Annotated in this window: 17 protein-coding genes; 7 read left to right on the top strand and 10 right to left on the bottom strand. The window is 68.2% G+C overall.

Annotated elements, in window-relative coordinates; genetic code table 11:
• The first annotated feature begins 45 nt into the window (after positions 1-45).
• From QPK29_RS08580 to QPK29_RS08600, 5 genes are all read left to right on the top strand, one after another.
• Positions 46-615, top strand: coding sequence for an RNA polymerase sigma factor (locus QPK29_RS08580; RefSeq protein ID WP_056123082.1), 570 nt, complete (start codon positions 46-48; stop codon positions 613-615).
• Complete coding sequence (locus tag QPK29_RS08585) at positions 612-1,253, top strand: zf-HC2 domain-containing protein (RefSeq protein ID WP_160409595.1); 642 nt, start codon at positions 612-614, stop codon at positions 1,251-1,253. Before QPK29_RS08580 ends, QPK29_RS08585 begins: the two co-directional genes overlap by 4 nt.
• Positions 1,250-2,557: a S8 family peptidase gene (locus QPK29_RS08590; protein ID WP_371768616.1), complete on the top strand. Its 1,308-nt coding sequence runs from the start codon at positions 1,250-1,252 to the stop codon at positions 2,555-2,557. Before QPK29_RS08585 ends, QPK29_RS08590 begins: the two co-directional genes overlap by 4 nt.
• Positions 2,503-3,219 carry a TorF family putative porin gene (locus QPK29_RS08595; RefSeq protein ID WP_371768617.1) on the top strand — a complete coding sequence of 239 codons (717 nt, stop codon included), beginning with the start codon at positions 2,503-2,505 and terminating at the stop codon, positions 3,217-3,219. Before QPK29_RS08590 ends, QPK29_RS08595 begins: the two co-directional genes overlap by 55 nt.
• A 72-nt stretch (positions 3,220-3,291) precedes the next feature.
• Entirely contained in the window at positions 3,292-4,389 is a 1,098-nt protein-coding gene (locus QPK29_RS08600; RefSeq protein WP_371768618.1) for a TIGR03118 family protein, read from the top strand.
• A 3-nt stretch (positions 4,390-4,392) separates the two neighbouring features.
• On the opposite strand, the gene QPK29_RS08605 is transcribed toward QPK29_RS08600, so the two are convergent.
• Positions 4,393-5,682, bottom strand: a complete 1,290-nt coding sequence (locus QPK29_RS08605) for an NRAMP family divalent metal transporter (protein WP_056123070.1) — start codon at positions 5,680-5,682, stop codon at positions 4,393-4,395.
• 207 nt (positions 5,683-5,889) lie between these two features.
• Positions 5,890-7,701, bottom strand: a complete 1,812-nt coding sequence (locus tag QPK29_RS08610) for a DUF885 domain-containing protein (RefSeq protein WP_371768619.1) — start codon at positions 7,699-7,701, stop codon at positions 5,890-5,892.
• A gap of 220 nt (positions 7,702-7,921) precedes the next feature.
• On the opposite strand from QPK29_RS08610, the gene QPK29_RS08615 reads away from it, so the two are divergent.
• Positions 7,922-9,127 carry an ammonium transporter gene (locus QPK29_RS08615; RefSeq protein ID WP_056123066.1) on the top strand — a complete coding sequence of 402 codons (1,206 nt, stop codon included), beginning with the start codon at positions 7,922-7,924 and terminating at the stop codon, positions 9,125-9,127.
• 13 nt (positions 9,128-9,140) lie between these two features.
• Here QPK29_RS08615 and QPK29_RS08620 read toward each other — a convergent pair whose 3' ends face one another.
• From QPK29_RS08620 to QPK29_RS08655, 8 genes are all read right to left on the bottom strand, one after another.
• Positions 9,141-11,117 (bottom strand): MHYT domain-containing protein, encoded by a 1,977-nt coding sequence (locus QPK29_RS08620; protein ID WP_371768620.1) that lies wholly within the window; start codon positions 11,115-11,117, stop codon positions 9,141-9,143.
• Between the two features lie 98 nt (positions 11,118-11,215).
• Positions 11,216-12,487, bottom strand: coding sequence for a Zn-dependent hydrolase (locus QPK29_RS08625; RefSeq protein WP_371768621.1), 1,272 nt, complete (start codon positions 12,485-12,487; stop codon positions 11,216-11,218).
• A gap of 140 nt (positions 12,488-12,627) precedes the next feature.
• Positions 12,628-14,016 carry a dihydropyrimidinase gene (gene hydA, locus QPK29_RS08630; protein ID WP_371768622.1) on the bottom strand — a complete coding sequence of 463 codons (1,389 nt, stop codon included), beginning with the start codon at positions 14,014-14,016 and terminating at the stop codon, positions 12,628-12,630.
• A 15-nt stretch (positions 14,017-14,031) separates the two neighbouring features.
• The gene (locus tag QPK29_RS08635) at positions 14,032-15,519 is read right to left on the bottom strand and encodes an NCS1 family nucleobase:cation symporter-1 (protein WP_056123057.1); all 1,488 of its coding nucleotides are present in this window, start codon (positions 15,517-15,519) and stop codon (positions 14,032-14,034) included.
• Between the two features lie 25 nt (positions 15,520-15,544).
• Positions 15,545-16,831 (bottom strand): NAD-dependent dihydropyrimidine dehydrogenase subunit PreA, encoded by a 1,287-nt coding sequence (gene preA, locus QPK29_RS08640; protein ID WP_371768623.1) that lies wholly within the window; start codon positions 16,829-16,831, stop codon positions 15,545-15,547.
• Positions 16,831-18,195 carry an NAD(P)-dependent oxidoreductase gene (locus tag QPK29_RS08645; protein ID WP_371768624.1) on the bottom strand — a complete coding sequence of 455 codons (1,365 nt, stop codon included), beginning with the start codon at positions 18,193-18,195 and terminating at the stop codon, positions 16,831-16,833. Before QPK29_RS08645 ends, preA begins: the two co-directional genes overlap by 1 nt.
• 143 nt (positions 18,196-18,338) lie before the next feature.
• Positions 18,339-19,829 (bottom strand): CoA-acylating methylmalonate-semialdehyde dehydrogenase, encoded by a 1,491-nt coding sequence (locus QPK29_RS08650; protein WP_371768625.1) that lies wholly within the window; start codon positions 19,827-19,829, stop codon positions 18,339-18,341.
• A gap of 9 nt (positions 19,830-19,838) precedes the next feature.
• The gene (locus QPK29_RS08655) at positions 19,839-21,155 is read right to left on the bottom strand and encodes an aspartate aminotransferase family protein (protein WP_056123045.1); all 1,317 of its coding nucleotides are present in this window, start codon (positions 21,153-21,155) and stop codon (positions 19,839-19,841) included.
• 171 nt (positions 21,156-21,326) lie between these two features.
• Here QPK29_RS08655 and QPK29_RS08660 point away from each other — a divergent pair, with 171 nt between their 5' ends.
• Positions 21,327-22,751, top strand: coding sequence for an aminotransferase-like domain-containing protein (locus QPK29_RS08660; RefSeq protein WP_371768626.1), 1,425 nt, complete (start codon positions 21,327-21,329; stop codon positions 22,749-22,751).
• The last annotated feature ends 7 nt before the right edge of the window (positions 22,752-22,758 follow it).

The following is a 22,758-nucleotide window of genomic DNA, read 5'->3' on the forward strand; positions in this document are numbered from 1 at the left end:
GCGCGGCCGGCGGGTATTCACCGCAAAACAGCAGAGAGCGCAAGCGTGGACGGAAAGTATGAAGGAGCGGCCGAGAACGAGGCCAGCCTGGTGGGTCGGGTCGCGGCCGGGGACCGGCGCGCCTTCGAGACGCTGTACCGCGCGTACTTTCCGCGCCTGGCGCGCTTCCTGCAACGTATGACGCGCAGCGTGCCGCTGATCGAGGAAATCGTCAACGACACCCTGCTCGTCGTCTGGCAGAAGGCCGCCACGTTCGACGGCAGCTGCAAGGTGTCGACCTGGGTGTTCGCGATCGCCTACCGCAAGGCCTGCAAGGCCCTGCACGCGCTCGACGAACCGCTGGATGCCCCGGCCGACGAGTGCGCGGCGGACGACGCGGGCCGGCCCGACTGGCGCTTCGAACAGCAACGCCTCGCGCACGCCGTCGACGCCGCCGTCGCCACGTTGCCGCTGGCGCAGCGGGCCGCCTTCCAGCTGACCTTCTATCACGACATGGGTTACGCAGAAATCGCAGAAATCATGGAATGTCCCGTCAACACCGTCAAGACGCGCCTGTTCCACGCGCGCCGCCGCCTGGCAACGCTGCTGGAAGACCAGCTGGAGGTCCGGCCATGAACACACGCACCGACCACCTCGACGCGCAGGAGGCCCTGCCCTGGCTCGCCAACGGCACCCTGGCCGGCGCCGAACTGGAACGCGTCCAGGCGCATATTGCAACCTGCGCCCAGTGCCGCGCCGACCTCGCCCTGCTGCGCACGGTGCATGCGGCCGGGCCGGGTCCGGACCTCGACTTCGATCCGGACCGCGCGCTGGCCCGGCTGATGCCCCAGCTGGATGCCCCACCTGTGCAGGCAAGGACAGGCCTGCTGCAACGCTGGCGCGACCGCGCCGCCGCCAACGACCGCACGTGGCTGCGCGCCGCCGTCGCCTTTCAGTTCGGCGCGATCGCGGTGCTGGCGGCGCTGCTGGCGCGCCCTTCCGGGCAGCCGGATTCGCCGGCCAGCTACCGCGTCCTCGGCGCCGCCGGCGCGAACGGCATGGCGCGAGTCGTCGTGACCTTCCGGCCCGACACGCCGGAGGCGGAACTGCGCCGCATCGTGCGCGCCAGCGGTGCGCGCATCGTCGGCGGGCCGACCGTCACGGAGGCGTGGCTCGTCGGCGCGGACGGCCGGCTCGACCCGGTGCTGGCCCGGCTGCGCGCGGAGCCGGCGGTGACGCTGGCCGAACCGCTCGTCGTGGACAAGCAGCCGTGAAAGCCGCCCTCCTCGCCCTGGTCGCGGTCTTGATGGCGTTCGCCTGCGTGGTGCCGCGCGCGAGCGCGGATACGCAGGCGGCCACGCACCCTGTCTCGACGCCGGCACCGGCCACGCGCCAGGTGCTCGTGATGCTGCGCATGCCCTCGCCGCACTTCCGGCCCGACGGCGCCTACGGCGGCGGCTACACGGAGGACGGCACCCGCGCCGCGCGCCGCCGCGTCGCGCGCGACCTCGCCGCCACCTACGGCCTGCGCGTCGTCGACGACTGGCCGATGCCCGCCATCGGCATCGACTGCTTCCTGATGGAGGACACGGGCACGGGCCCCGTCGACCGCCTGCTCGACACGCTCGCGCACGACTCGCGCGTCGCATGGGCGCAGGCGATCCAGGACTACCACGGCCTGGCCGACGGCGACCCGCTGCTGCCCGTGCAGCCGGCCACGCACGCATGGCAGCTGCCCGCGCTGCACCGCGCCAGCACGGGACGCGGCGTGACGGTGGCCGTCATCGACAGCGGCGTCGATGCGAACCATCCCGACCTCGACGGCCAGATCAAACTGCGCCGCAACTTCGTCGACGCGTATCCGGACGGTGCGGAAGCGCACGGCACGGCCGTCGCCGGCATCATCGCGGCGCGCGAAGGCAATGGCCTGGGCATCGCGGGCATCGCGCCCGGTGCCAAACTGCTTGCGCTGCGCGCGTGCTGGGAGACGGCTGGGCCGCCCGCCCGCTGCAACAGCTTCACGCTGGGCAAGGCGATCAATTTTGCGTTGATGAGCGATGCGCGCGTCATCAACATGAGCCTCGGCGGCCCGCGCGACCGGCTGCTGGAAACCCTGCTCGACGCGGCCCTCGCGCGCGGCGTGACGCTCGTCGGCGCGGCCGATCCGGCGCAGCCCGACGGCGGCTTTCCCGCGTCGCATCCGGGCGTGATCGCGGTGGCGTCCGACACGCAGCGCGCGCCGCCGCCCGGGTCGCTGCGCGCGCCGGGGACGGACGTGCCCACGTCGCTGCCGGGCGCGCGCTTCGGGCTGGTGTCCGGCTCGTCGTACGCGTCGGCCCACGTGGCGGGGCTCGCCGCGCTGGTGCTGGAACTGCGTCCCGGAACGACGCCGGCCAGGCTGCGGGCCGACCTCGACGGCGGCGCACGCATCGTGCCCGCCGCGCTGGCCTCTGGCGCCGGACAAGCTGGTAGCATAGACGCCTGCGCGGCCGTTGCGCGCGCCGCCGGAGCCTGTTTCTGCCTATGCCCATCGACGACCACGACCGCCAGCCTTCCCTCCCCGCGCCCGCCGCACTGAAACCCGTCGCGGGCGCGTTCGCATTCTTCACCGCCGCCCTCTGCGCGGCGCCCGGTGCTTTGGCCCAGACCAGCGCCGACCTCTCCGTCGTGTCCGAATACACGGTGCGCGGCGTCTCGCAGGGCCGCAATCCCGCCGTGCAGCTGCGCGTGGACCACGACTTCGACGGCGGCTGGTACGCCGGCACCTTCGCGTCGCCCATCGACCTGTACGGCCGCGGCCAGGGCCTGCTGATCGTCTACGGCGGCCGGGCGCTGCCGCTGACCACGCGGCTGTCGTGGGATGCCGGCGTCACGCGCACGATCTATTTGCGCAACCACGAAGTCGACTACCACGAGTTCTACGCCGGCCTGACGTATGACCGCGTCAACGCGAGAATCTCGTATTCGCCGGCGTATTACGGCGGGGGCCGCACGGTGTACCTCGACCTGAACGGCGGCATCCCGCTGGGCGAGCGCGTGGCGCTGGCCCTGCATGCCGGGCTGCTGCATCCGCTCGATAGCGATTACCACTGGAGCGACCGGGACCGCGCGGACCTGCGCGCCACGCTCGCGTACGACACGGGCAACTGGCGCCTGCAGGCCGGCGTGCAGACCCTCGTGCACGGCAGCGGCCTCCCGCGCGCCCGCGCCCTGTTCGCCGGCGCCAGCCTGCGTTTCTAAAAGGTGCGATCCGATTGAACCTTGCGCGTGGACGAGGGCATTAACGTCGTCCCCTTCCCCTGAGGTGCAATCATGAACCTGCAATCGAATCCGGCCGCGCGTCTCCTGTGCGGCATCGTCCTCGGCGCCGCCGTCGCGGCCTGCGGCGGCGGTGGCGACGACCATCCGATGACGCCCCCCGTCACCATGCCGCCGGCCATCACGAGCGCCTTCACCACGACGGCCCTCGTCACCGACCAGTCCAGCGGCGCGGCCCACACCGACAGCCATCTCGTCAACGCGTGGGGCCTCGCGTTCAACCCGACGGCCTTCGTCTGGGTCGCCAACAACGGCACGGCGACGTCCACGCTGTACGACGGCAACGGCGTGCCGCAGACGCTCGTCGTCACGGTTCCCGCCGGCGTCACCGGCATCGTCTACAACGGCAGCCAGGACTTCAAGATCACGCAGAACGGCGTGACGGGTGCCAGCCCCTTCATCTTCGTGGGCGAGACGGGCACCGTGTCGGGCTGGTCGCCGGCGGTCAATCGCACGAACGCCGTGACTGCCGTCGACACGGGCGGCAGCGCCGTTTATAAAGGCCTGGCCATCGGCGCATTTTCGGGCGCGAACTACCTGTACGCGGCCGACTTCCGCAACAACCGCATCGACGTCTACAACGCCAGCTTCCAGAAAGCCACGCTGCCCGGCGGCTTCACCGATCCGAACCTGCCGGCCGGCTACGGGCCGTTCGGCATCCAGGCCATCGGCGACCGCATCTACGTGGCCTATGCGCAGCGCGAGACGGCCGGCAACGACGAGGTCAAGGGCGCGGGGCTGGGCGTCGTCGACGTGTACGACATGGGCGGCGTCTTCCTGCACCGGCTGGCGGCGGGCGGCGCGCTGAATGCGCCGTGGGGTATGGCGCTGGCGCCGGCCAACTTCGGGGACTTCAGCAACGCGGTGCTCGTCGCGAACTTCGGCGACGGCAAGATCAACGCCTACAACCCGTCCAACGGCGCGTTCATCGGCACCCTGTCGAAGGCCGACCGCACGCCCATCGTCATCGACGGCCTGTGGGGCATCGCGTTCGGCAACGGCGTGCAGAACCAGCCCACGAACACGCTGTTCTACACGGCAGGTCCGAATGACGAGGCACACGGCATCTACGGCCGGATCGACATGCAGTAAATGTCAGAAGAAGGACGCGAACATCGCGATCGTCGCCGCCGCCATCACGCCGGTGCACAGCCAGCCCATGGCGCGCAGGCGCGGCGCGATCGTCAGGTTGCCCATGATGCGCGGGCTCGACGCCACCAGCATCATGATCGCCATCACGGGCACGGCGATGACGCCGTTCAGCACCGCGCTCCAGTACAGCGCCTTGATCGGATCGATGGGCATGAAGTTGATGCCGACGCCCGCCAAGGTGGCGACGATGATGATGCCGTAGAACTTGCGCGCGGCCGAAAACTCCGCGCCCAGGCTGCTCTTCCAGTGGAACGTGCCCGCCATCGCATACGCGGCGGAACCGGCCAGCACGGGAATCGCGAGCAGGCCCGTGCCCACGATGCCGAGCGCGAACAGGACGAACGCGAGTTCGCCCGCGACGGGTTTCAGCGCCGACGCGGCCTGCGCCGACGACTGGATGTCGTGCACGCCCTGCGCGTGCAGGGTGGCGGCGGTGGTGAGCATGATGAAGAACGCGACGCTGTTCGACACGCCCATGCCCACGAGCGTATCGAAGCGGATGCGGCTGAACTGGCGCTCCACCTGCTCGGGCGCCTGCCGCAGCGGCTGGGCGGCATCGTCCGCGCGCAGCTCTTCCACTTCCTGCGACGCCTGCCAGAAGAACAGATAGGGACTGATCGTCGTGCCGAAGACGGCGACGATCGTCGTGAGGTAGTCCTTGTTCCATGCGACGCGGGGCCACACGGTGGTCTTCAGCACCACGCCCCACGGCACGTGGACGACGAACACGGTGGCCACGTACGCGAGCAGCACGAGCGTGAGCCACTTGAGCAGGTTCACGTAGCGCTGGTAAGGGATGAACACCTGCAGCAGCACGGACAGCACGCCGAAGCCGACGGCATACCACAGCGGCCGGCCGGGCACGACGAGCGACATCGCCTCGCCCATCGCCGCCACGTCGGCCGCGATGTTGATGATGTTCGCGACGAGCAGCAGGCCGACCACGCCCCACACCACCTGGCGCGGCGCATAGCGCTGCAGGTTGGTGGCGAGGCCGCGCCCCGTCACACGGCCGATGTTGGCGCTGATGACCTGGATGGCGGCCATCAGCGGATACGTCAGCAGCAGGGTCCACAGCAGGTTGAACCCGAACTGGGCGCCAGCCTGCGAATACGTGGCGATGCCGCTCGGGTCGTCGTCGGCCGCGCCGGTGATCAGGCCCGGGCCCAGCTTCGACAGCCAGGTCGAGGCTTCCGGCGACGGGGGCGCGATGGTGGGTTCATCGGGTTTCATGAAACCCATCATGCACCCATGTGGGGCGGGGATATGTACGGTTGCGCACACTGTGCGCGGACCGTAACCTCCGCCCCGTCATCCCCGCGCAGGCGGGGATCCATGCTGAGTCACAGAATTCGGTATCTCGGACGTGTGACGGCGGCATCCGATATCTGACTTCGGAACCTCAGTTTGGGTTCCCGCTTTCGCGGGAACGACGATGTTTTACTTCGCCGACTGGATCCACTTCTCCACCTGCGCCTGCAGGATCGGCAACGGCAGCGTCCCGTCCCCCAGCACCACCGCGTGGAACTTCGGGAACGTGAACTTCGGTCCGAGCTCCTTCTGCGCCCGCGCACGCAGGTCGAGGATCTTCAGCGCGCCCACCTTGTACGCCAGCGCCTGGCCCGGCCACACCATGTAGCGCTCGATCTGGTTCGACGCGCGCGCCTCGTTGTAGCCCAGGTTATCCATCATGTACTTGACCGCCTGCTCGCGCGACCAGCCCTGCGCGTGCATGCCCGTGTCGACGACGAGGCGCACGGCGCGCAGCAGTTCGTCGTTCAGGTGGCCGTAGTACGCGGCCGGATCGTCGTACAGGCCGAAGTCGCGGCCCAGCGTCTCGCAGTACAGCGCCCAGCCTTCCGTGTAGGCGGCGGCGCTCGGGTGCTCGGTGAAGAACTTGCGGAAGTCCGGCAGCGGCAGCTCCTTCAGCAGCGCCGCGTGCAGGTGGTGGCCCGGCACACCCTCGTGCAGGAGGAGGCTCGTCATGCCGACCGTGCTGTACTCCTTCGGGTCGTTGACGACGGCCCAGAACACGCCCGGATGCGACCCGTCGGCGGCGACGGGCGTGTAATGGTCGGACGCCGTGGCGCGCGTCAGCTCCGGCTCCAGCTGGATGTCCAGCTTCGCCTTCGGCAGCAGGCTGAAATACTGCGGCAGCTTCGCTTCGACAGCGGCATAGATGGCGCGGTAGCGCTCCAGCACCTCCTGGTCGGTCTTGAACGGCTTGAAGCGCGCCTGCGCGACGACCCATTGCGGGAAGGTCTTCAGGGGACCGTCGTAGCCCAGCTTCGGCGCCAGGGTCGCCATCTGCTGCTGGATGCGCGCCACTTCCTTCTCGCCCAATGCGTGGATCTCCGCCGGCGTCAGGTCGAGGTTCGTGTTGTTGCGGATGCGGGCCTGGTACCACGCGGCGCCGTCCGGCAACGCGCCATAGCCGGCCGTCGTGCGGCCCGCGGGCAGGTAGTCCTTCTCGAGGTAGGTGTTCAGGCGCGCGAGCGCGGCGTCGATCCTTTGTGCGGCCTGGCGGTAGCCGGCCGTGAGCGATTTTCTATCGGCGTCGGAGAACCCGGCCGGCAGGTTCTTGATGGGCGTGTAGAAGATGCTCGCTTCCGGATCGGTCGCGGCCAGCTGGCGGAACTGCGGCAGCATCTTGGCCGTGATCGCCTTCGGCTGCACGACGCCCTTCTTGACGCCTTCCTTCATGTTGGCGATGGCCTGGTCGATCCATGCCGGCAGCTGCTCCAGGCGCGACAGGTACGCGCGGTACTGGGCCGGCGTCGCCAGCGGCTGCGAGCCCATGCCGCTCGCGTAGTTCGCCAGGTTGCTCGGGATGTTGTCGAAATGGTTCAGCGGCAGCAGGTGCTCGGGGAAGCGCGCGAGGTCGAGCTGGGCGCGGATCTCGAAAGCGAGGATGTCGTAGTTCAGGCGCGCCTTCTCCGACAGGTGCGTCTTGTCGATCTTCTGCAGGTCGTCCAGCAGCCTGTGGTTCTGCGCGAAGTAGCGGGCGCGGACCTTCGGGTCGATCGCCATGCCGATCTGGTCGTCGTAGCGGCTGTCGCCGTTCGCGGTCGCGTACAGCATCGGGTCGAACCGGGCGCGCGCATCGTAGAAGCGGGCAGCGATGCGGTCGACCTGGCGTTCGGCGGACGAAGCGGCGGGGGACGTCTGGGTCGTTGCGGCGTGGGCGGACAGGATAGGTGCGCCGGCCGACAGCAAAGCCGCGAGGATGGCGGCATTGAGAGTGCGGTTCATGGGTCTCCTTTGTGAGGTTGTTGCTTGACAGCATACTACGATTGCCGGATCGACCACACCTCCCCATTTTGGCGCAAATACGCACCGCGACGGTGCCCGTGCACGCTTGCGGGGCAACCCATCGGGCATGCCCACTGGGAGTGCGCCTCTTCACCAAATTGGAACGTTTATTGCTACCCAGAAGTGCAATCAGACCAACTTGCACTTTTTTGGAGTACGCATGGATGCATTCAAAAGCGGAGCGGACGCGCTCTTCATCTTGCTCGGCGGGATCATGATCCTGGCGATGCACGCCGGCTTCGCCTTCCTGGAATTGGGCACGGTACGCCGCAAGAACCAGGTCAACGCGCTGGTAAAAATCCTGATCGACTTCGCCGTTTCCACCATCGCCTACTTCTTCGTCGGCTATGGCATCGCCTACGGCATCCACTTCATGGGCGCCACGAGCACCCTGGTCGCCAAGAACGGCTACGAACTGGTGAAGTTCTTCTTCCTGCTGACGTTCGCCGCCGCGATCCCCGCCATCATCTCGGGCGGGATCGCCGAGCGCGCCAAGTTCCACCCGCAGATGGCCGCCACCGCCCTGCTCGTGGGCTTCGTCTATCCGCTGTTCGAAGGCATCGCCTGGAACAATCGCTTCGGCATCCAGGACTGGCTTGCCTCCGCATTCGGCGCGCCGTTCCACGACTTCGCCGGCTCCGTCGTCGTGCACGCCGTCGGCGGCTGGGCCGCGCTGCCGGCCGTGCTGCTGCTGGGCGCGCGCCGCGGCCGCTACACCAAGGATGGCCGCATCTCGGCGCACCCGCCGTCGAACATCCCGTTCCTCGCGCTGGGCGCGTGGATCCTCACGGTCGGCTGGTTCGGCTTCAACGTGATGAGCGCACAGACGCTGGACAAGATGAATGGCCTCGTCGCCGTCAACTCGCTGATGGCCCTCACGGGCGGCACCCTGACCGCCTTCGTGCTGGGCAAGAACGACCCGGGCTTTGTCTACAACGGTCCGCTGGCCGGCCTCGTCGCCGTGTGCGCGGGATCGGACCTGATGCATCCGATGGGCGCGCTCGTGACGGGCGCGATCGCGGGCGCGATCTTCGTCGTGATGTTCACGCTGGCGCAGAACCGCTGGAAGATCGACGACGTGCTGGGCGTGTGGCCCCTGCACGGCCTGTGCGGCGCGTGGGGCGGCATCGCGGCCGGCATCTTCGGCAGCCAGGCGCTGGGGGGCCTGGGCGGCGTGTCGCTCGCGTCGCAGATCGTCGGCACCCTGCTGGGTGTCGCCATCGCCGGCATCGGCGGCATCATCGTCTACGGGTTGTTGAAGGCGACCGTCGGGCTGCGCCTGGACGCCGAACAGGAATTCGACGGGGCCGACCTGGCCATCCACCGCATCAGCGCCACGCCGGAACGCGAAACCACGTTCCAATAAGCTGATCGTCCCGTCACGCTTCGCGCGCGGTGGCGACGAGGCGCCGGATCGCGGCCGCCAGCGCCGCCGGCTCCACGGGCTTGGCGAGATAATCGGTAAAACCGGCCTGCAGCGCCTTGGCGCGGTCGTCCTGGCGGGTGAACGCCGTCAACGCGATGGCGGGAACGTCCGCCGTGGCCGCGCGCCGGCGGATGCGCCGCATCAGTTCGAAGCCGTCGACTTCGGGCATGCCGACGTCGCTGACGATCACGTCCGGCACCTCGCGCTCCAGCAGGGCCAGCGCGGCGCTGGCGCCCGGCGCCGTCATCGTGGCGGCGCCGCTGTACGACAGGATCTGTTCCAGCACGTCGAGCGTATCCGGCGCGTCGTCGATCACCAGCACCCGCACGCCGGTCAGGTCGGCCAGGTCGTCCGTGCCCGCCTGCGCCATCGGGAGCACGCCCATTCCCGGCACCGTGACGGCGCTCGGGCGCGCCAGCGGCAGGCGCACCGTGAACGTGGTGCCCGCGTGCACGCCGGCGCTGTCCACGACGATCGTCCCGCCATGCAGTTCGACGAGCTGCCGCGCGATCGACAACCCCAATCCCAGGCCTCCGTGCTGGCGCGAGATCGACGCATCCTGCTGGCGGAAGCGGTCGAACACGTACGGCAGGAAGTCCGGCGCGATGCCGATGCCGGAATCGATCACGCGGATCACGGCGTCGTTGCCGTCGCGCCCCAGCAGCACCTGCACGCTGCCGCCCGACGGCGTGAACTTGACCGCGTTCGCCAGCAGATTCCACAGCACCTGCTGGAGCCGGCCCGGATCGGCGCGCACTTCGAGCGGCAACGTGCCCGGCTCGCGTCCCAGGTCGGCGCGCAGGGCGATCATCTTGGCCGAGGCGGCCGGGTGCACGGTGCCCAGCGCCGCCTCGATGATGCGGGAAGGGTCGACCGTCTGCACGTCCAGCCGCACGGTGCCGGAAATGATGCGGCTCATGTCGAGCAGGTCGTCGATCAGCTTGCCCTGGGCGCGCGCGTTGCGCTCGATGGTCTCCAGCGCGCGTTTCATGGTCGCCTCGTCCTTCACGCCCCGCTGCAGCATGCCGGCCCAGCCGAGGATGGCATTCAGCGGCGTGCGCAGCTCGTGCGACAGGGTGGCGAGGAATTCGTCCTTCAGTGCGGACAGGCGTTCGGCTTCGTCGCGCGCGACGCGCTCGCGTTCCAGCAGGTGCTGGCGCTCGGCCGCCGTCGCCTGCGACATGGCGAGGATGCGCGCGTTCGCTTCCAGGTGCGCGTCGAACACGGACGCGATGAGGGCCAGGCCCAGCACGCAGAACGTGGCCAGCACGACGAGCGTGGCGAGGCTGTCGCGATGCACGCCGACGCGCGCGGCCATGCACACGCTGTCGGCCGGGAAGTTCGCGGCCGCCATGCCCGTGTAATGCATGCCGACGATGGCGCAGCCCATCACGACGGCGGCGCCGATGCGCGGCACCCACACGTCCGGCGTGCTGCGGCGCAGCCGGAACGCGATCCACAGCGCCAGCGCCGACGCGCCCACGGCGATCAGTACCGAGAGCGCGAACAGCAGCGGGTCGTACACGATCCCGGGCTGCATGCGCATGGCGGCCATGCCCGTGTAATGCATCGCATTGATGCCGGCGCCCATGATGACGGCACTGACGCCCAGGCGCACCGGGCCCAGGTTCGCGCGGCCCACCTGCCACAGCGCCAGGCCGGACGCCAGGATCGGCAGCACCAGCGAGACGAGGGTGATGGGGATGTCGTAGGCGACCGGGATCGGGAGACGAAACGCCAGCATTCCGACGAAGTGCATGGCCCAGATCCCGGAGCCCATCGCGATCGCGCCGCCCAGCATCCAGGCGAACTTCGTCCGCCCGGCGGCTTCCGCCACCCTGCCCGCGAGGCTGAGGGCGGAATACGACGCGACGATCGCGACGAGGATCGAAATCAGGACGAGCGGGGTTTCATAGTATCCGGTCAGCATCGTCGGTCAGACGCGTGCCGCCCGGCGGGCGGCTTCGGACCACAGTATGCTACCGGCGCGCGCGATCGGCCAGAATAGTAACAACAAATTGCATGTTGTTACTTTTGAGCAACAAGCTCATCGGCCGCGGACATGGAAACGATGCCGGCCCGTTCCAGCATCGCGTGCAACAGCACGTTGCAGCCGGCTTCCAGGTGGCCGGGCTGGGCATCCTCGATCTCGTTGTGGCTGATGCCGTCCTTGCACGGCACGAAGATCATGCCGGCGGGCGCCAGCCGCGCGACATAGATCGCGTCGTGGCCGGCGCCGGACACCACGTCCATCGTCGAATAGCCCAGCCGTTCCGTCGCGGCGCGCACGGCGCCCACGCAATCCGGGTGGAACGGGCAAGGCGGATAGTACGACACGCGCTGCAGGTCGATGCCCAGGCCCGTCTCGCGCCGCGTGCGCTCGACGAACGCCTCGATCTCGCCGTGCATCGTGTTCAGCAGCTCGTCGCTGACGTTGCGCAGGTCGATGCTGAACTTGACGTGGCCGGGGATCACGTTGCGGCTGTTGGGGAACACCTGGACCATGCCGACGGTGCCGCGGCCGTACGGCGGGTAGCGGTTGGCGATGGCGACCGTCTCCCGCATGATGGTCGTCGCGACCTGCAGCGCGTCGCGCCGCAGATGCATCGGCGTGGGGCCGGCGTGCGCTTCCATCCCGGTCACGGTGCAGTCGTACCACGACAGGCCCATCACGGCGGGCACGACGCCGATCACCTTGTTCGCGTCCTCCAGCACGGGGCCCTGCTCGATGTGGGCTTCGAAGTAGGCGCCGATCGGGTGGTCGCCCGGCGTCTGCTCGCCCTGGTAGCCGATCCTCTGGAGTTCCTCGCCGACGGATTTGCCGTCGACGTCGCGCGCCGCATACGCCGTCTCCAGGCTGAATGCGCCGCAGAACACGCCGGAGCCCATCATCACGGGCACGAAGCGCGAGCCTTCTTCGTTCGTCCAGAACGCGACTTCGATCGGCGCCTCGGTCCGGATGCCCCGCTCGTTCAGCGTGCGCACGACTTCGAGGCCGGCCAGCACGCCGTAGTTGCCGTCGAACTTGCCGCCGGTCGGCTGGGTGTCGATGTGGCTGCCCGTGACGACCGGGGGCAGGCTCGGATTCGTGCCCACGCGGCGCATGAACACGTTGCCGATTTTATCTACGGTGACGCCGAGGCCTTCCGCTTTCGCCCATTGCACGACGAGGTCGCGGCCCTGGCGGTCGAGGTCCGTCAGGGCGAGGCGCTTCACGCCGCCCTTCTCGGTGGCGCCGATTTGCGCCAGTTCCATCAGGGCGTTCCAGAGGCGGGTGCCGTTGATGCGCAGGTCGTTCATGGTGTTCTCCAGTTGGTGCTTGCATCACCATCGTCCTCGCGAAAGCGGGGACCCATGCCAAGTGTGCGATCAGGTGGCGTCAACAATGCGCGCAGGCTCAGTATGGATTCCCGCTTCCGCGGGAATGACGTTCGTAGCGTTCAAATAGTGCTGGTGAAAGCAGGCCGTTCCACATAGCGTCCCGCGCCCCGTTCCGCGCGCAGGTCGCCATCCGCATACACGAGCTTCCCGGCCGCCACCGTGTGCGTGGGAATCCCGCGCACCGTGCGCCCTTCGAACACGTTGAAGTCGCCCTTCGAATGCTGCGTCGCGGCCGACAGCGTGCGCGTCCCCTGCGGGTCCCACACGACGACGTCGGCATCCGCCCCCACGGACACGGAACCCTTGCGCGGATAAATATTAAAAATCTGGGCCGCATTGGTCGACGTCACGCGCACGAATTCGGAGGGCGTCAGACGCCCCGTATTCACGCCCGCGTCCCACACGACGGCCATGCGTTCCTCGACGCCGCCGCAGCCGTTGGGGATGCGCGTGAAATCGTCCGCGCCCATTCCCTTCTGGCCGGCGCAGAACGTGCAGTGGTCGGTCGCCGTCGTGTGCAGGTTGCCGCCCTGGAGGCCTTGCCACAGCGCCGTCTGGTGGTGGCTGGAGCGGAACGGGGGACTCATCACGTAGGCGCGCGCGACTTCGGGATCGGCGTGGCGGTGAACGCTGTCGTCGATGACGAGGTGGCCCGCCAGCGCCTCGCCGTACACGCGCTGGCCGCGTGCGCGGGCGCGCGTGATGGCCTCCAGCGATTCGGCGCACGACACGTGCACGATGTACACGGGCGTGCCCAGCACGCCCGCGATGGCGATCGCGCGGTTGGCCGCTTCGGCCTCCACTTCCGGAGGACGCGACAGCGGATGCGCTTCCGGCCCGCGGATGCCCTTCGCCAGCAGTTCGCGCTGCAACTGGTAGACCAGCTCTCCGTTCTCCGCGTGCACGGTCGGGATCGCGCCCAGTTCGAGCGCGCGCCGGAAGCTTTTCACCAGCGTCTCGTCGTCGGCCATGATGGCGTTCTTGTACGCCATGAAGTGCTTGAAGCTGTTCACGCCGTGGCGCTTGACGAGCGTGCCCATGTCTTCGTGCACCGTGTCGTCCCACCACGTGACGGCGACGTGGAACGTGTAGTCGGCCGCGGCCTTTTCAGCCCAGCCGCGCCACGTCTGGAATGCGTCCATCAGGCGTTGTTTCGGGTCGGGGATGACGAAGTCGATGATCGTCGTCGTGCCGCCTGCGAGGCCCGCCGCCGTGCCGGTGTAAAAATCGTCGGCGGTGACGGTGCCCATGAACGGCAGCTGCATGTGCGTGTGCGGGTCGATCCCGCCCGGCATCACGTACTGGCCGCCGGCATCGATCACTTCCGCGTGCGCGGGCGCCTCCAGGTTCTCGCCCACGGCGACGATCCTGCCGCCTTCGCACAGCACATCGGCACGAAATGCACGGTCGGCGTTCACCACCGTACCACCGCGTATCAACAGGGTCATTGACGTCTCCTCGGGTCAATCGAGCGAACGGGCCGGATGCAGCGCCGGCGCCGCCCTGCCCTTCATCATGATGCCGTACACGACCGCGGAAATCGCGATCCCGACGAACCACGCATAGGTGTACAGGGTTTTGAACGCGGCGCCCACGTCCGGGAACGATTCCGGAAACGCCGCGTTCATGAAACCCGGGATGTTCGGCAGCACGCCGGCGACGAAGGCGACGATCGCGGCCGGGTTCCAGCCGCCGCGATAGCCATAGATGCCGTCGTCCTTGTACAGGTGGTCGACCGCCAGTTGCGTGCGGCGGATCAGGTAGTAGTCGATGATCAGCACGCCCGCGATGGGGCCCAGCAGCGCGGAATAGCCGATCAGCCAAGTGAAGATATAGCCCTGCGTCGATTCCAGTATCTTCCACGGCATCATCGCGAGCGCGATGCCGGCCGTGATGTAGCCGCCCGTGCGGTACGAGATGCGGCGCGGCGCCAGCGCGGAAAAGTCGTAGGCCGGGCCGACGAGGTTGGCGGCCAGGTTGACGCTGACCGTGTCGACCAGCAGGACAATCAATGCGATCAGCACCGCGGCGCCCGTCATGCGGCTGGCCAGGTCGACCGGGTCCCACAACGCCTTGCCGTACAGGACGACGGTGGCCGACGTGACGATGACGGCCAATGCCGCCAGCAACCCCATCGGCACGGGCAGGCCGACGGACTGGCCCAGGATCTGGTCGCGCTGCGTGCGCGCGAAGCGGGTGAAGTCGGGGATGTTCAGCGCGAGCGTGGCCCAGAACCCGACCATCGCCGTCAGCGACGGCCAGAACGTGGACCAGAACTGGCCGGCCTTCTTGCCGCCTTCGACGAATTGCGACGGCGCGTCCAGCAGCGGGCCGAAGCCGCCCGCTTTCTGGTAGACCCAGCCGAGCAGCACGAAGCAGATCGCGATCTTCAGCGGCGCCGTGTACGTCTCCAGCTTGCGGATCGCATCCATGCCGTGCACGATGAAATAGAACTGGATCGCCCAGAACGCGAGGAAGCACAGCAGCTGCGCGCCGTTGATGCCCAGGCCGGCCAGCCTTGCGCCGCCGATCTCGTGCCCGGCCAGCACGCCCAGCAGCGTGTAGATCATGCTGCCGCCGAACCACGTCTGGATGCCGTACCAGCCGCACGCGACGATGGCGCGCATCAGCGCCGGCAGGCGCGCCCCGCGCGTGCCGAACGCGGCGCGCGCCAGCACGGCGTACGGGATGCCGTACTTGGTGCCGGCGTGGCCGATCAGCAGCATCGGCAACAGCACGATGGCGTTCGCGAGGAACACGGTGAACACGGCCTGGTACGCGGACATGCCGGCCTCGATCAGGCTGGCGGACAGCGTATAGGCCGGGATGCACATCACCATGCCGACCCACAGGGCGGCGAAGTGATACCAGCGCCACGTGCGCTGGGCGGCGCTCGTCGGCGCGAGGTCTTCGTTCCAGAGATCCTGGTTCGTTGCGGGGTCTGGGCTCATCGGGGCGGTCTCCGTGGGGTGGGCGTTACACACCGTCCAATAGTACTCCCTCGGCCCTCGGATTCCGGGGATCCTGCGTCCAGTTCATATAGGGCTTGCCCGTCTGCTGCGGCACCATCGTGATGCAGCCCTCGACCGGACAGGTGATCTCGCACAGGTTGCAGCCGACGCACTCCTCGGCTATGACTTCGTACTTGCGCGCATTCCCGTCGACCAGCCGCGCGACCGCCTGGTGCGACGTGTCCTCGCACGCCACGTGGCAGCGGCCGCACTGGATGCACTTGTCCTGGTCGATGTGCGCGATGACCTGGTAATTCATGTCCAGGTATTTCCAGTCCGTCGTGTTCGGCACGGCCTTGCGCGAGAACGCGGCGATGTTTGCATAACCCTTGCTGTCCATCCAGCGCGACAACCCGTCCTTCATCTCCTCGACGATGCGGAAGCCATGCAGCATCGCGGCCGTGCACACCTGTACCGAGCCGGCGCCCAGCGCGATGAACTCGGCCGCGTCGCGCCAGTTGCCGATGCCGCCGATGCCGGAGATCGGCAAGCCTTGCGTCACCGGATCGCGCGCGATCTCGGCCACCATGTTCAGCGCGATGGGCTTGACGGCCGTGCCGCAATAGCCGCCGTGCGTGCTGGCGTCTCCGACCGCGGGGAACGCGACCATGCGGTCCAGGTCCAGGTGCGTGATCGAATTGATCGTGTTGATCAGCGAGACCGCATCCGCCCCGCCCGCCAGCGCCGCCCGTGCGGGCGCGCGCACGTCGGTGATGTTGGGCGTCAGCTTGACGATCACCGGCAGCCGCGTGGTCGTCTTGCACCAGCGCGTGACGAGTTCGATCAGGTCCGGCTGCTGGCCCACCGCCGCGCCCATCCCGCGCTCGGGCATGCCGTGCGGGCAGCCGAAGTTCAGTTCGATGCCGTCCGCGCCCGTCGCCTCGACGAGCGGCAGGATCTCGCGCCACGGCGCTTCCTCGCACGGCAGCATCATCGACACGACCAGCGCCCGGTCGGGCCAGGCCTTCTTGACGGCCGTGATCTCGCGCAGGTTGATCTCGAGGCTGCGATCCGTGATCAGCTCGATGTTGTTGAAGCCGATGACCTCGCGGTTCTTCCCGTGCAGCGCGGAATAGCGCGACGACACGTTGACGGCCGGCGGATCCTCGCCCAGCGTCTTCCACACGACGCCTCCCCACCCCGCCTCGAAGGCGCGCACGACGTTATAGGCCTTGTCGGTCGGCGGTGCGGACGCCAGCCAGAAAGGGTTCGGCGACTTGATGCCGCAAAAATCGATGCTCAGGTCGGCCATCATGCCTCCGCTTTGGAAAGGATGTCGTCATGGATCGCCAGCGCCGCCAGTTTGCCGTGCTGGACGGCCTGCACCGTCAGGTCCTGCCCCGGCGCCACGCAGTCGCCGCCCGCGTACACGCCCGGCAGCTTGGTGCGGAAGCGCGCGTCGACGTGGATCTTGTCACCTTCACGTTCGAGCTCGCGCGCGAGCGGATCGGACAGGGCGTCTCCGTCCATGTGCTGGCCGATGGCCTTGAACACGGCATCGGCCGCGATGTCGATGAACGCGCCCGTGCCGGCGAGGCGGCCGTCCTCCAGCCGCGTCTCCTCGAAGCGCATGCCGCGCACGCGGCCCGCAGCGTCCAGCAGGATCTCGTGCGGCGCGGCCCACGTGCGGATGCGCACGCCGTTCGTCTTCGCGATCTCGATCTCGTGGCCGGTCGCGCTCATCGCCTCGACACCGCGGCGGTACACCAACGTGACATCTTCCGCGCCCAGGCGCCCGATCTGCACGGCCATGTCGACGGCCGTGTTGCCGGCCCCGATCACGACCGCGCGCTTCGGTACCGGCAGCGCCGCGAGGTCCGCGGCCTGGCGCAACGTGGCGATGTAGTCGACGGCCGCCGCGAGGCCCGGCGCATCCTCGCCCGTCAGGCCGAGACGGCGGCTGGCGCCGAGGCCCAGGCCGAGGAACACGGCGTCGTAGCGCGTGTGCAGGTCCTGCAGGTGCAGGTTGCTGCCCAGGATGCGGCCGTACTGGATCTCGATGCCGCCGATCGACAACAAGAAGTCCACCTCGCGCTGGGCGAAGTCGCCCGGCAGCTTGTACTTGGCGATGCCGTATTCGTTCAGGCCACCGGCCTTGTCGCGCGCTTCGAACACGACGACGTCATGGCCCAGCAACGCGAGCCGGTGCGCGCACGACAGCCCGGCCGGGCCGGCGCCCACGACGGCGATCGTCCTGCCGGTCGATGGCGCGCGCCGGAAGGGGTGATCGGCGAAGTGGGCGTTGTCGATGGCATGGCGCTGCAGCAGGCCGATCTTCACGGGCTGGCCTTCGGCGTCGTCGTTGCGCACGCAGGCGTCCTCGCACAGGATCTCCGTCGGGCACACGCGCGAACAGCTGCCGCCGAAGATGTTCTGCTTGAGGATGTTGACCGCGGCGCCCTCCACATTGCCCTCGTGGATGTTGCGGATGAAGCTCGCGACGTCGATGCCCGTCGGGCAGGCGCGGGTACAGGGCGCGTCGTAGCAGTACAGGCAGCGGGCGCTTTCGATGGCGGCCTGGCGCGCGGTCAGCGCCGGGGCCAGGTCCGTGAAGCGCTCGGACAGGGCCCCGTGCGTGCCGGCGGCGGGGGGCAGGTGGTGGAGTGACTCGATCATGAAGCATCCCTTCTTTTCGTAGTGACTCAAAAAAACCACCGTCGCTCCCGCGCAGGCGGGAGCCCAAGTTGCGTGCGTCGTCGAGATGCGTGCGACTTGGGTCCCTGCCTTCGCAGGGACGACGTATCAACGGATCGTGTCCGTCATTTCATTTGCGGGAACGCGAACTCCACCCCGCTGCTCGCCGTATTCGGCCAGCGCTGCATCACAGCCTTGTGCCGCGTATAGAACCGCACGCCCTCCGGCCCATACGCATGGTGGTCGCCGAACAGGCTTTTCTTCCACCCGCCGAAGCTGTTGAACGCCATCGGCACCGGCAGCGGCACGTTCACCCCGACCATGCCCACCTGCACCTGGCGCACGAATTCGCGCGCCACGCCGCCGTCGCGGGTGAATACGGCGACGCCGTTGCCGTACTCGTTGCGGTTGATGAGGGCCAAAGCGCTGCCCACGTCGGGCAGGCGCACGACGCACAGCACGGGGCCGAAGATTTCCTCCTTGTAGATGGACATCGAAGGCTGGACGTGGTCGAACAAGGTGCCGCCCACGAAGAAGCCGTTGTCGCGCTCCGGCACCTTGAAGCCGCGGCCGTCGACGACCAGCGTCGCGCCCTGCTCCACGCCTTCCCCGATCAGTTTTTCGATGCGCTGCTTGGCCGCCTGCGTGACCACGGGCCCCATCTCCGCACCATCCGCCATGCCGTCCGCGATTTTCAGGGCGCGGGTGCGCTCGGCCAACCGCGCGACCAGTGCGTCGCCCGCGTCGCCGATCGCGACCGCCACCGAGATCGCCATGCAGCGCTCGCCGGCCGATCCGTACGCGGCGCCGATGAGTGCATCGACCGCCATGTCCATGTCGGCATCCGGCATCACGACCATGTGGTTCTTCGCGCCGCCCAGCGCCTGCACGCGCTTGCCGGCAGCGCTGCCGCGCGCATAGATGTATTCCGCGATCGGCGTCGAGCCCACGAAGCTGACGGCCTGGATGTCCGGGTGATCCAGCAGCGCGCCGACCGCGCCTTTGTCGCCCTGGACGACGTTGAACACGCCGTCCGGCAGCCCCGCTTCCTTCAGCAGCCGCGCATGCAGCAGCGACGCCGACGGATCGCGTTCGGACGGTTTCAGGATGAACGTGTTGCCGCACGCGATGGCGACGGGGAACATCCACATCGGCACCATCACGGGGAAGTTGAACGGCGTGATACCCGCGACGACGCCCAGCGGCTGGCGCATCGACCAGGCGTCGATGCCGCGCGCGATCTGGTCCGTGAATTCGCCCTTGAGCAGCTGCGGGATGCCCACCGCGAACTCGACGACTTCGATGCCGCGGGCGACTTCGCCGCGCGCGTCGGCGAACGTCTTGCCGTGTTCGCGCACGACCAGCGCCGCGAATTCGTCCGTGTGGCGCTGGCACAGCTGCAGGTAGTTGAACAGCACGCGGGCTCTAGCCAGCGGCGGCGTCGCGGCCCAGGCGGGGAATGCGGCGCCGGCTGCCGCCACGGCGGCGGCGACGTCGTCGTCGCTCGCCAGCGCCACGCGTGCACAAGGCTCGCCCAGCGCGGGGTTGTAGACGTCGGCGAAGCGTTCGCCGCCGTCAAGCACGCGGCCGCCGATAAAGTGGTTGATGGTCTCCATGGTCGCCTTTCAGTCGAGGTTTTTCAGGACGGCGGCCAGCTTGCCGAACAATTCGTCGATATGTTTTTTCTCCAGCACGAGCGGCGGCGACAGCGCGATGATGTCGCCCGTCGTGCGGATCAGGATGCCGTCCGCGAAAGCCTGCTTGAACGCGGCAAAGGCACGCGCGCCTGGCTTGCCGGGGATGCTTTCCAGCTCGATGCCGGCGACGAGGCCGATGGTGCGGATGTCGATCACGTGCGGCAGGCCGCGCAGGCTGTGCACCGCGTCTTCCCAGTACGGTTGCAGTGACTTCGCGTTTTCCAGGATGCCCTGCTCCTTGAAGACTTCCAGCGTGGCGATCGACGCGGCGCACGCGAGCGGGTGGCCGGAATACGTGTAGCCGTGGAACAGTTCGATGCCGGCCGGCGCTTCCATGAACGCGTCGTGGATGAATTTTTTCGAGAACACGGCGCCCATCGGCACGGTGCCGTTGGTGAGGCCTTTCGCCGTCGTCATCATGTCCGGCTCGACGTCGAAGTAATCGACGGCGAACGGCGTCGTCAGGCGGCCGAAGCCCGTGATCACTTCGTCGAAGATCAGCAGGATGCCGTGCTTCGTGCAGAGTTCGCGCAGGCGCTTCAGGTAACCCTGCGGCGGAATCAGGACGCCCGTCGATCCGGCCACGGGTTCGACGATGACGGCGGCGATGGTCGACGCGTCGTGCAGCGCGACGATGCGTTCCAGTTCATCGGCCAGTTCCGCGCCATGTTCCGGCTCGCCGCGCGAGAACGCGTTCTTGCCGAGGTTGTGCGTGTGCGGCAGGTGGTCGACACCCGGCAGCAGCGGCCCGAAGGCCTTGCGATTCGGGCCGATGCCGCCGACGGACAGCCCGCCGAAGCCGACGCCGTGATAGCCCCGCTCGCGCCCGATCAGCCGCGTGCGGCCGGCGTCGCCGCGGGCCTTGTGATACGCGAGCGCGATCTTGAGGGCCGTGTCCACCGCTTCCGAGCCGGAATTCGTGTAGAACACGTGGCCGAACTTGTGGTTCGTGTAGTCCATCAGGCGTTCGGCCAGGTCGAAGGCGGCCGGGTGGCCCATCTGGAACGTCGGTGCGAAGTCGAGCTGGCCGACCATCTCGCTGACGGCGGCGACGATCTTCGGCTGCGCGTGGCCGCACGGGACGCACCACAGGCCGGCGGTGCCGTCGAGGACCGCGTTGCCGTCGACGTCCTTGTAATACATTCCTTGTGCCGAGACGAGGAGGCGCGGATGGGCCTTGAAGTCACGGTTGTTGGTGAATGGCATCCAGAAGGATGACATCGATTCGGGTCTGGACTCGTTCATGCGACTCCCCTTTTAGAATCAGTGGCCAGTACAAAATTTACCAACTGGCAAAAACAATGATGCAATAATAGACAGCAGTACAACAGTGGCACATATACACAGTCTGCGAAAATGGCCAACCGTATAGGTAGCATAGCCTGTACAGTTTCGGACGTCGCGCGATGGAGGCGCATGGAACCAACCGAAAAGAGCGAGAGCGAGGGATGGCCGGTGCTGGCGATCGACCGCCAGCGCCGCGGCAGCCTGGTCGACCAGATCGTCGCGGCCATCGCCGAGATGGTAAATCGGCGCACGCTGCCCGCCGGGACGAAGATGCCGTCCGTTCGACAATTCGCAAAAGTGAATGGCGTCAGCACCTTCACCGTCGTCGAATCGTACGACCGCCTGCTGCACCTGGGCCTGCTGTCATCGCGGCGCGGGTCCGGCTTTTTCGTCGCGCGCGGCGCGGAAGCCCCGGCGCAGCAAGCGTGCCTCCCCGCGGCCGCCAATGTCGTCGACACGCTCACGCCCGACCTCTATTCCGGCCAGACGGATGCGCTGCCCGTCGGCGCCGGCTGGCTGCCGCCCGAGTGGTATGGCGAATCGACGATCCTCGACGCGGTGCGCCACGCGATGAAGATCCCGGCCGGCCGCCTGCGCGGCTACGGCCATCCGCTCGGCTTTCCCAGCCTGCGCCAGCATCTCGCCACGACGCTGTCGGCCGATCTGTGCGCGGTTGAACCGGAACAGATACTGCTCACGCACGGCGCCACGCATGCGTTCGACCTCGTGCTGCGCACGCTCACGCGGCCGGGCGACGTCGTGTTCGTCGAGGATCCCGGCTACGGCAATTTGCTCGCGCTCGTCCGGCATCATGGCTGCGAGGCCGTCGGCATCCCGCGCGGCGCCCATGGCCTGGACATGGACGTCCTCGCGCGCGCGGCCCAAACGCGCCAGCCGAAGCTCATGTTCGTCAACACGGTGCTGCAGAATCCCCTCGGCACGTCGCTGTCGCAGGCGCAGGCGCACCGGCTGCTCGCGCTGTCCGAGCAGTACGATTTCTGGCTCGTCGAGGACGACATCTACCGCGAACTGGCCGCCCGCGGCGACTCGTCGCTGGCCGCCATGGACGGGCTGCGCCGCGTGATCCGCATCGGCAGCTTTTCCAAGACCCTGTCGCCCGTGCTGCGCGTGGGTTCCGTTTGCGCGTCGGGCTCGTTGATGCCGGAACTGGTGCGCGTCAAGATGCTCACGGGCCTGACGACGTCCGAGGTGAACGAACGCGCCGTGTACGATGCCGTCAGCAGCCGCGCCTACCGCAAGCAGGTCGAGCGCCTCGTGCTGCAGCTGGACGACGCGCGCGAGCTGGCGCTGGAGCGCCTCGGCGATGCGGGCCTCGTGCCGCTGGCCCGGCCGCGCGGCGGGATGTTCGTCAGCGCAGGCTGGCCGGCGCAAAAACAAAGCGGCCGCGCCATCGCCGAACGGGCGCTGCGCGCGAGCATCCTGCTGGCGCCGGGCGAATTCTTTGCGCTGAAGCCGCCCGCCACGGCCTGGTTCCGCTTCAACGTCGCCTATGCCCACGAGCCGGCCCTGCTCGACTTCCTGCGTTCGATTTGAGGAGAAC

This window comes from Massilia orientalis (genome assembly GCF_030411975.2).
GTDB classification, from domain to species: Bacteria; Pseudomonadota; Gammaproteobacteria; order Burkholderiales; family Burkholderiaceae_D; genus Telluria; species Telluria orientalis.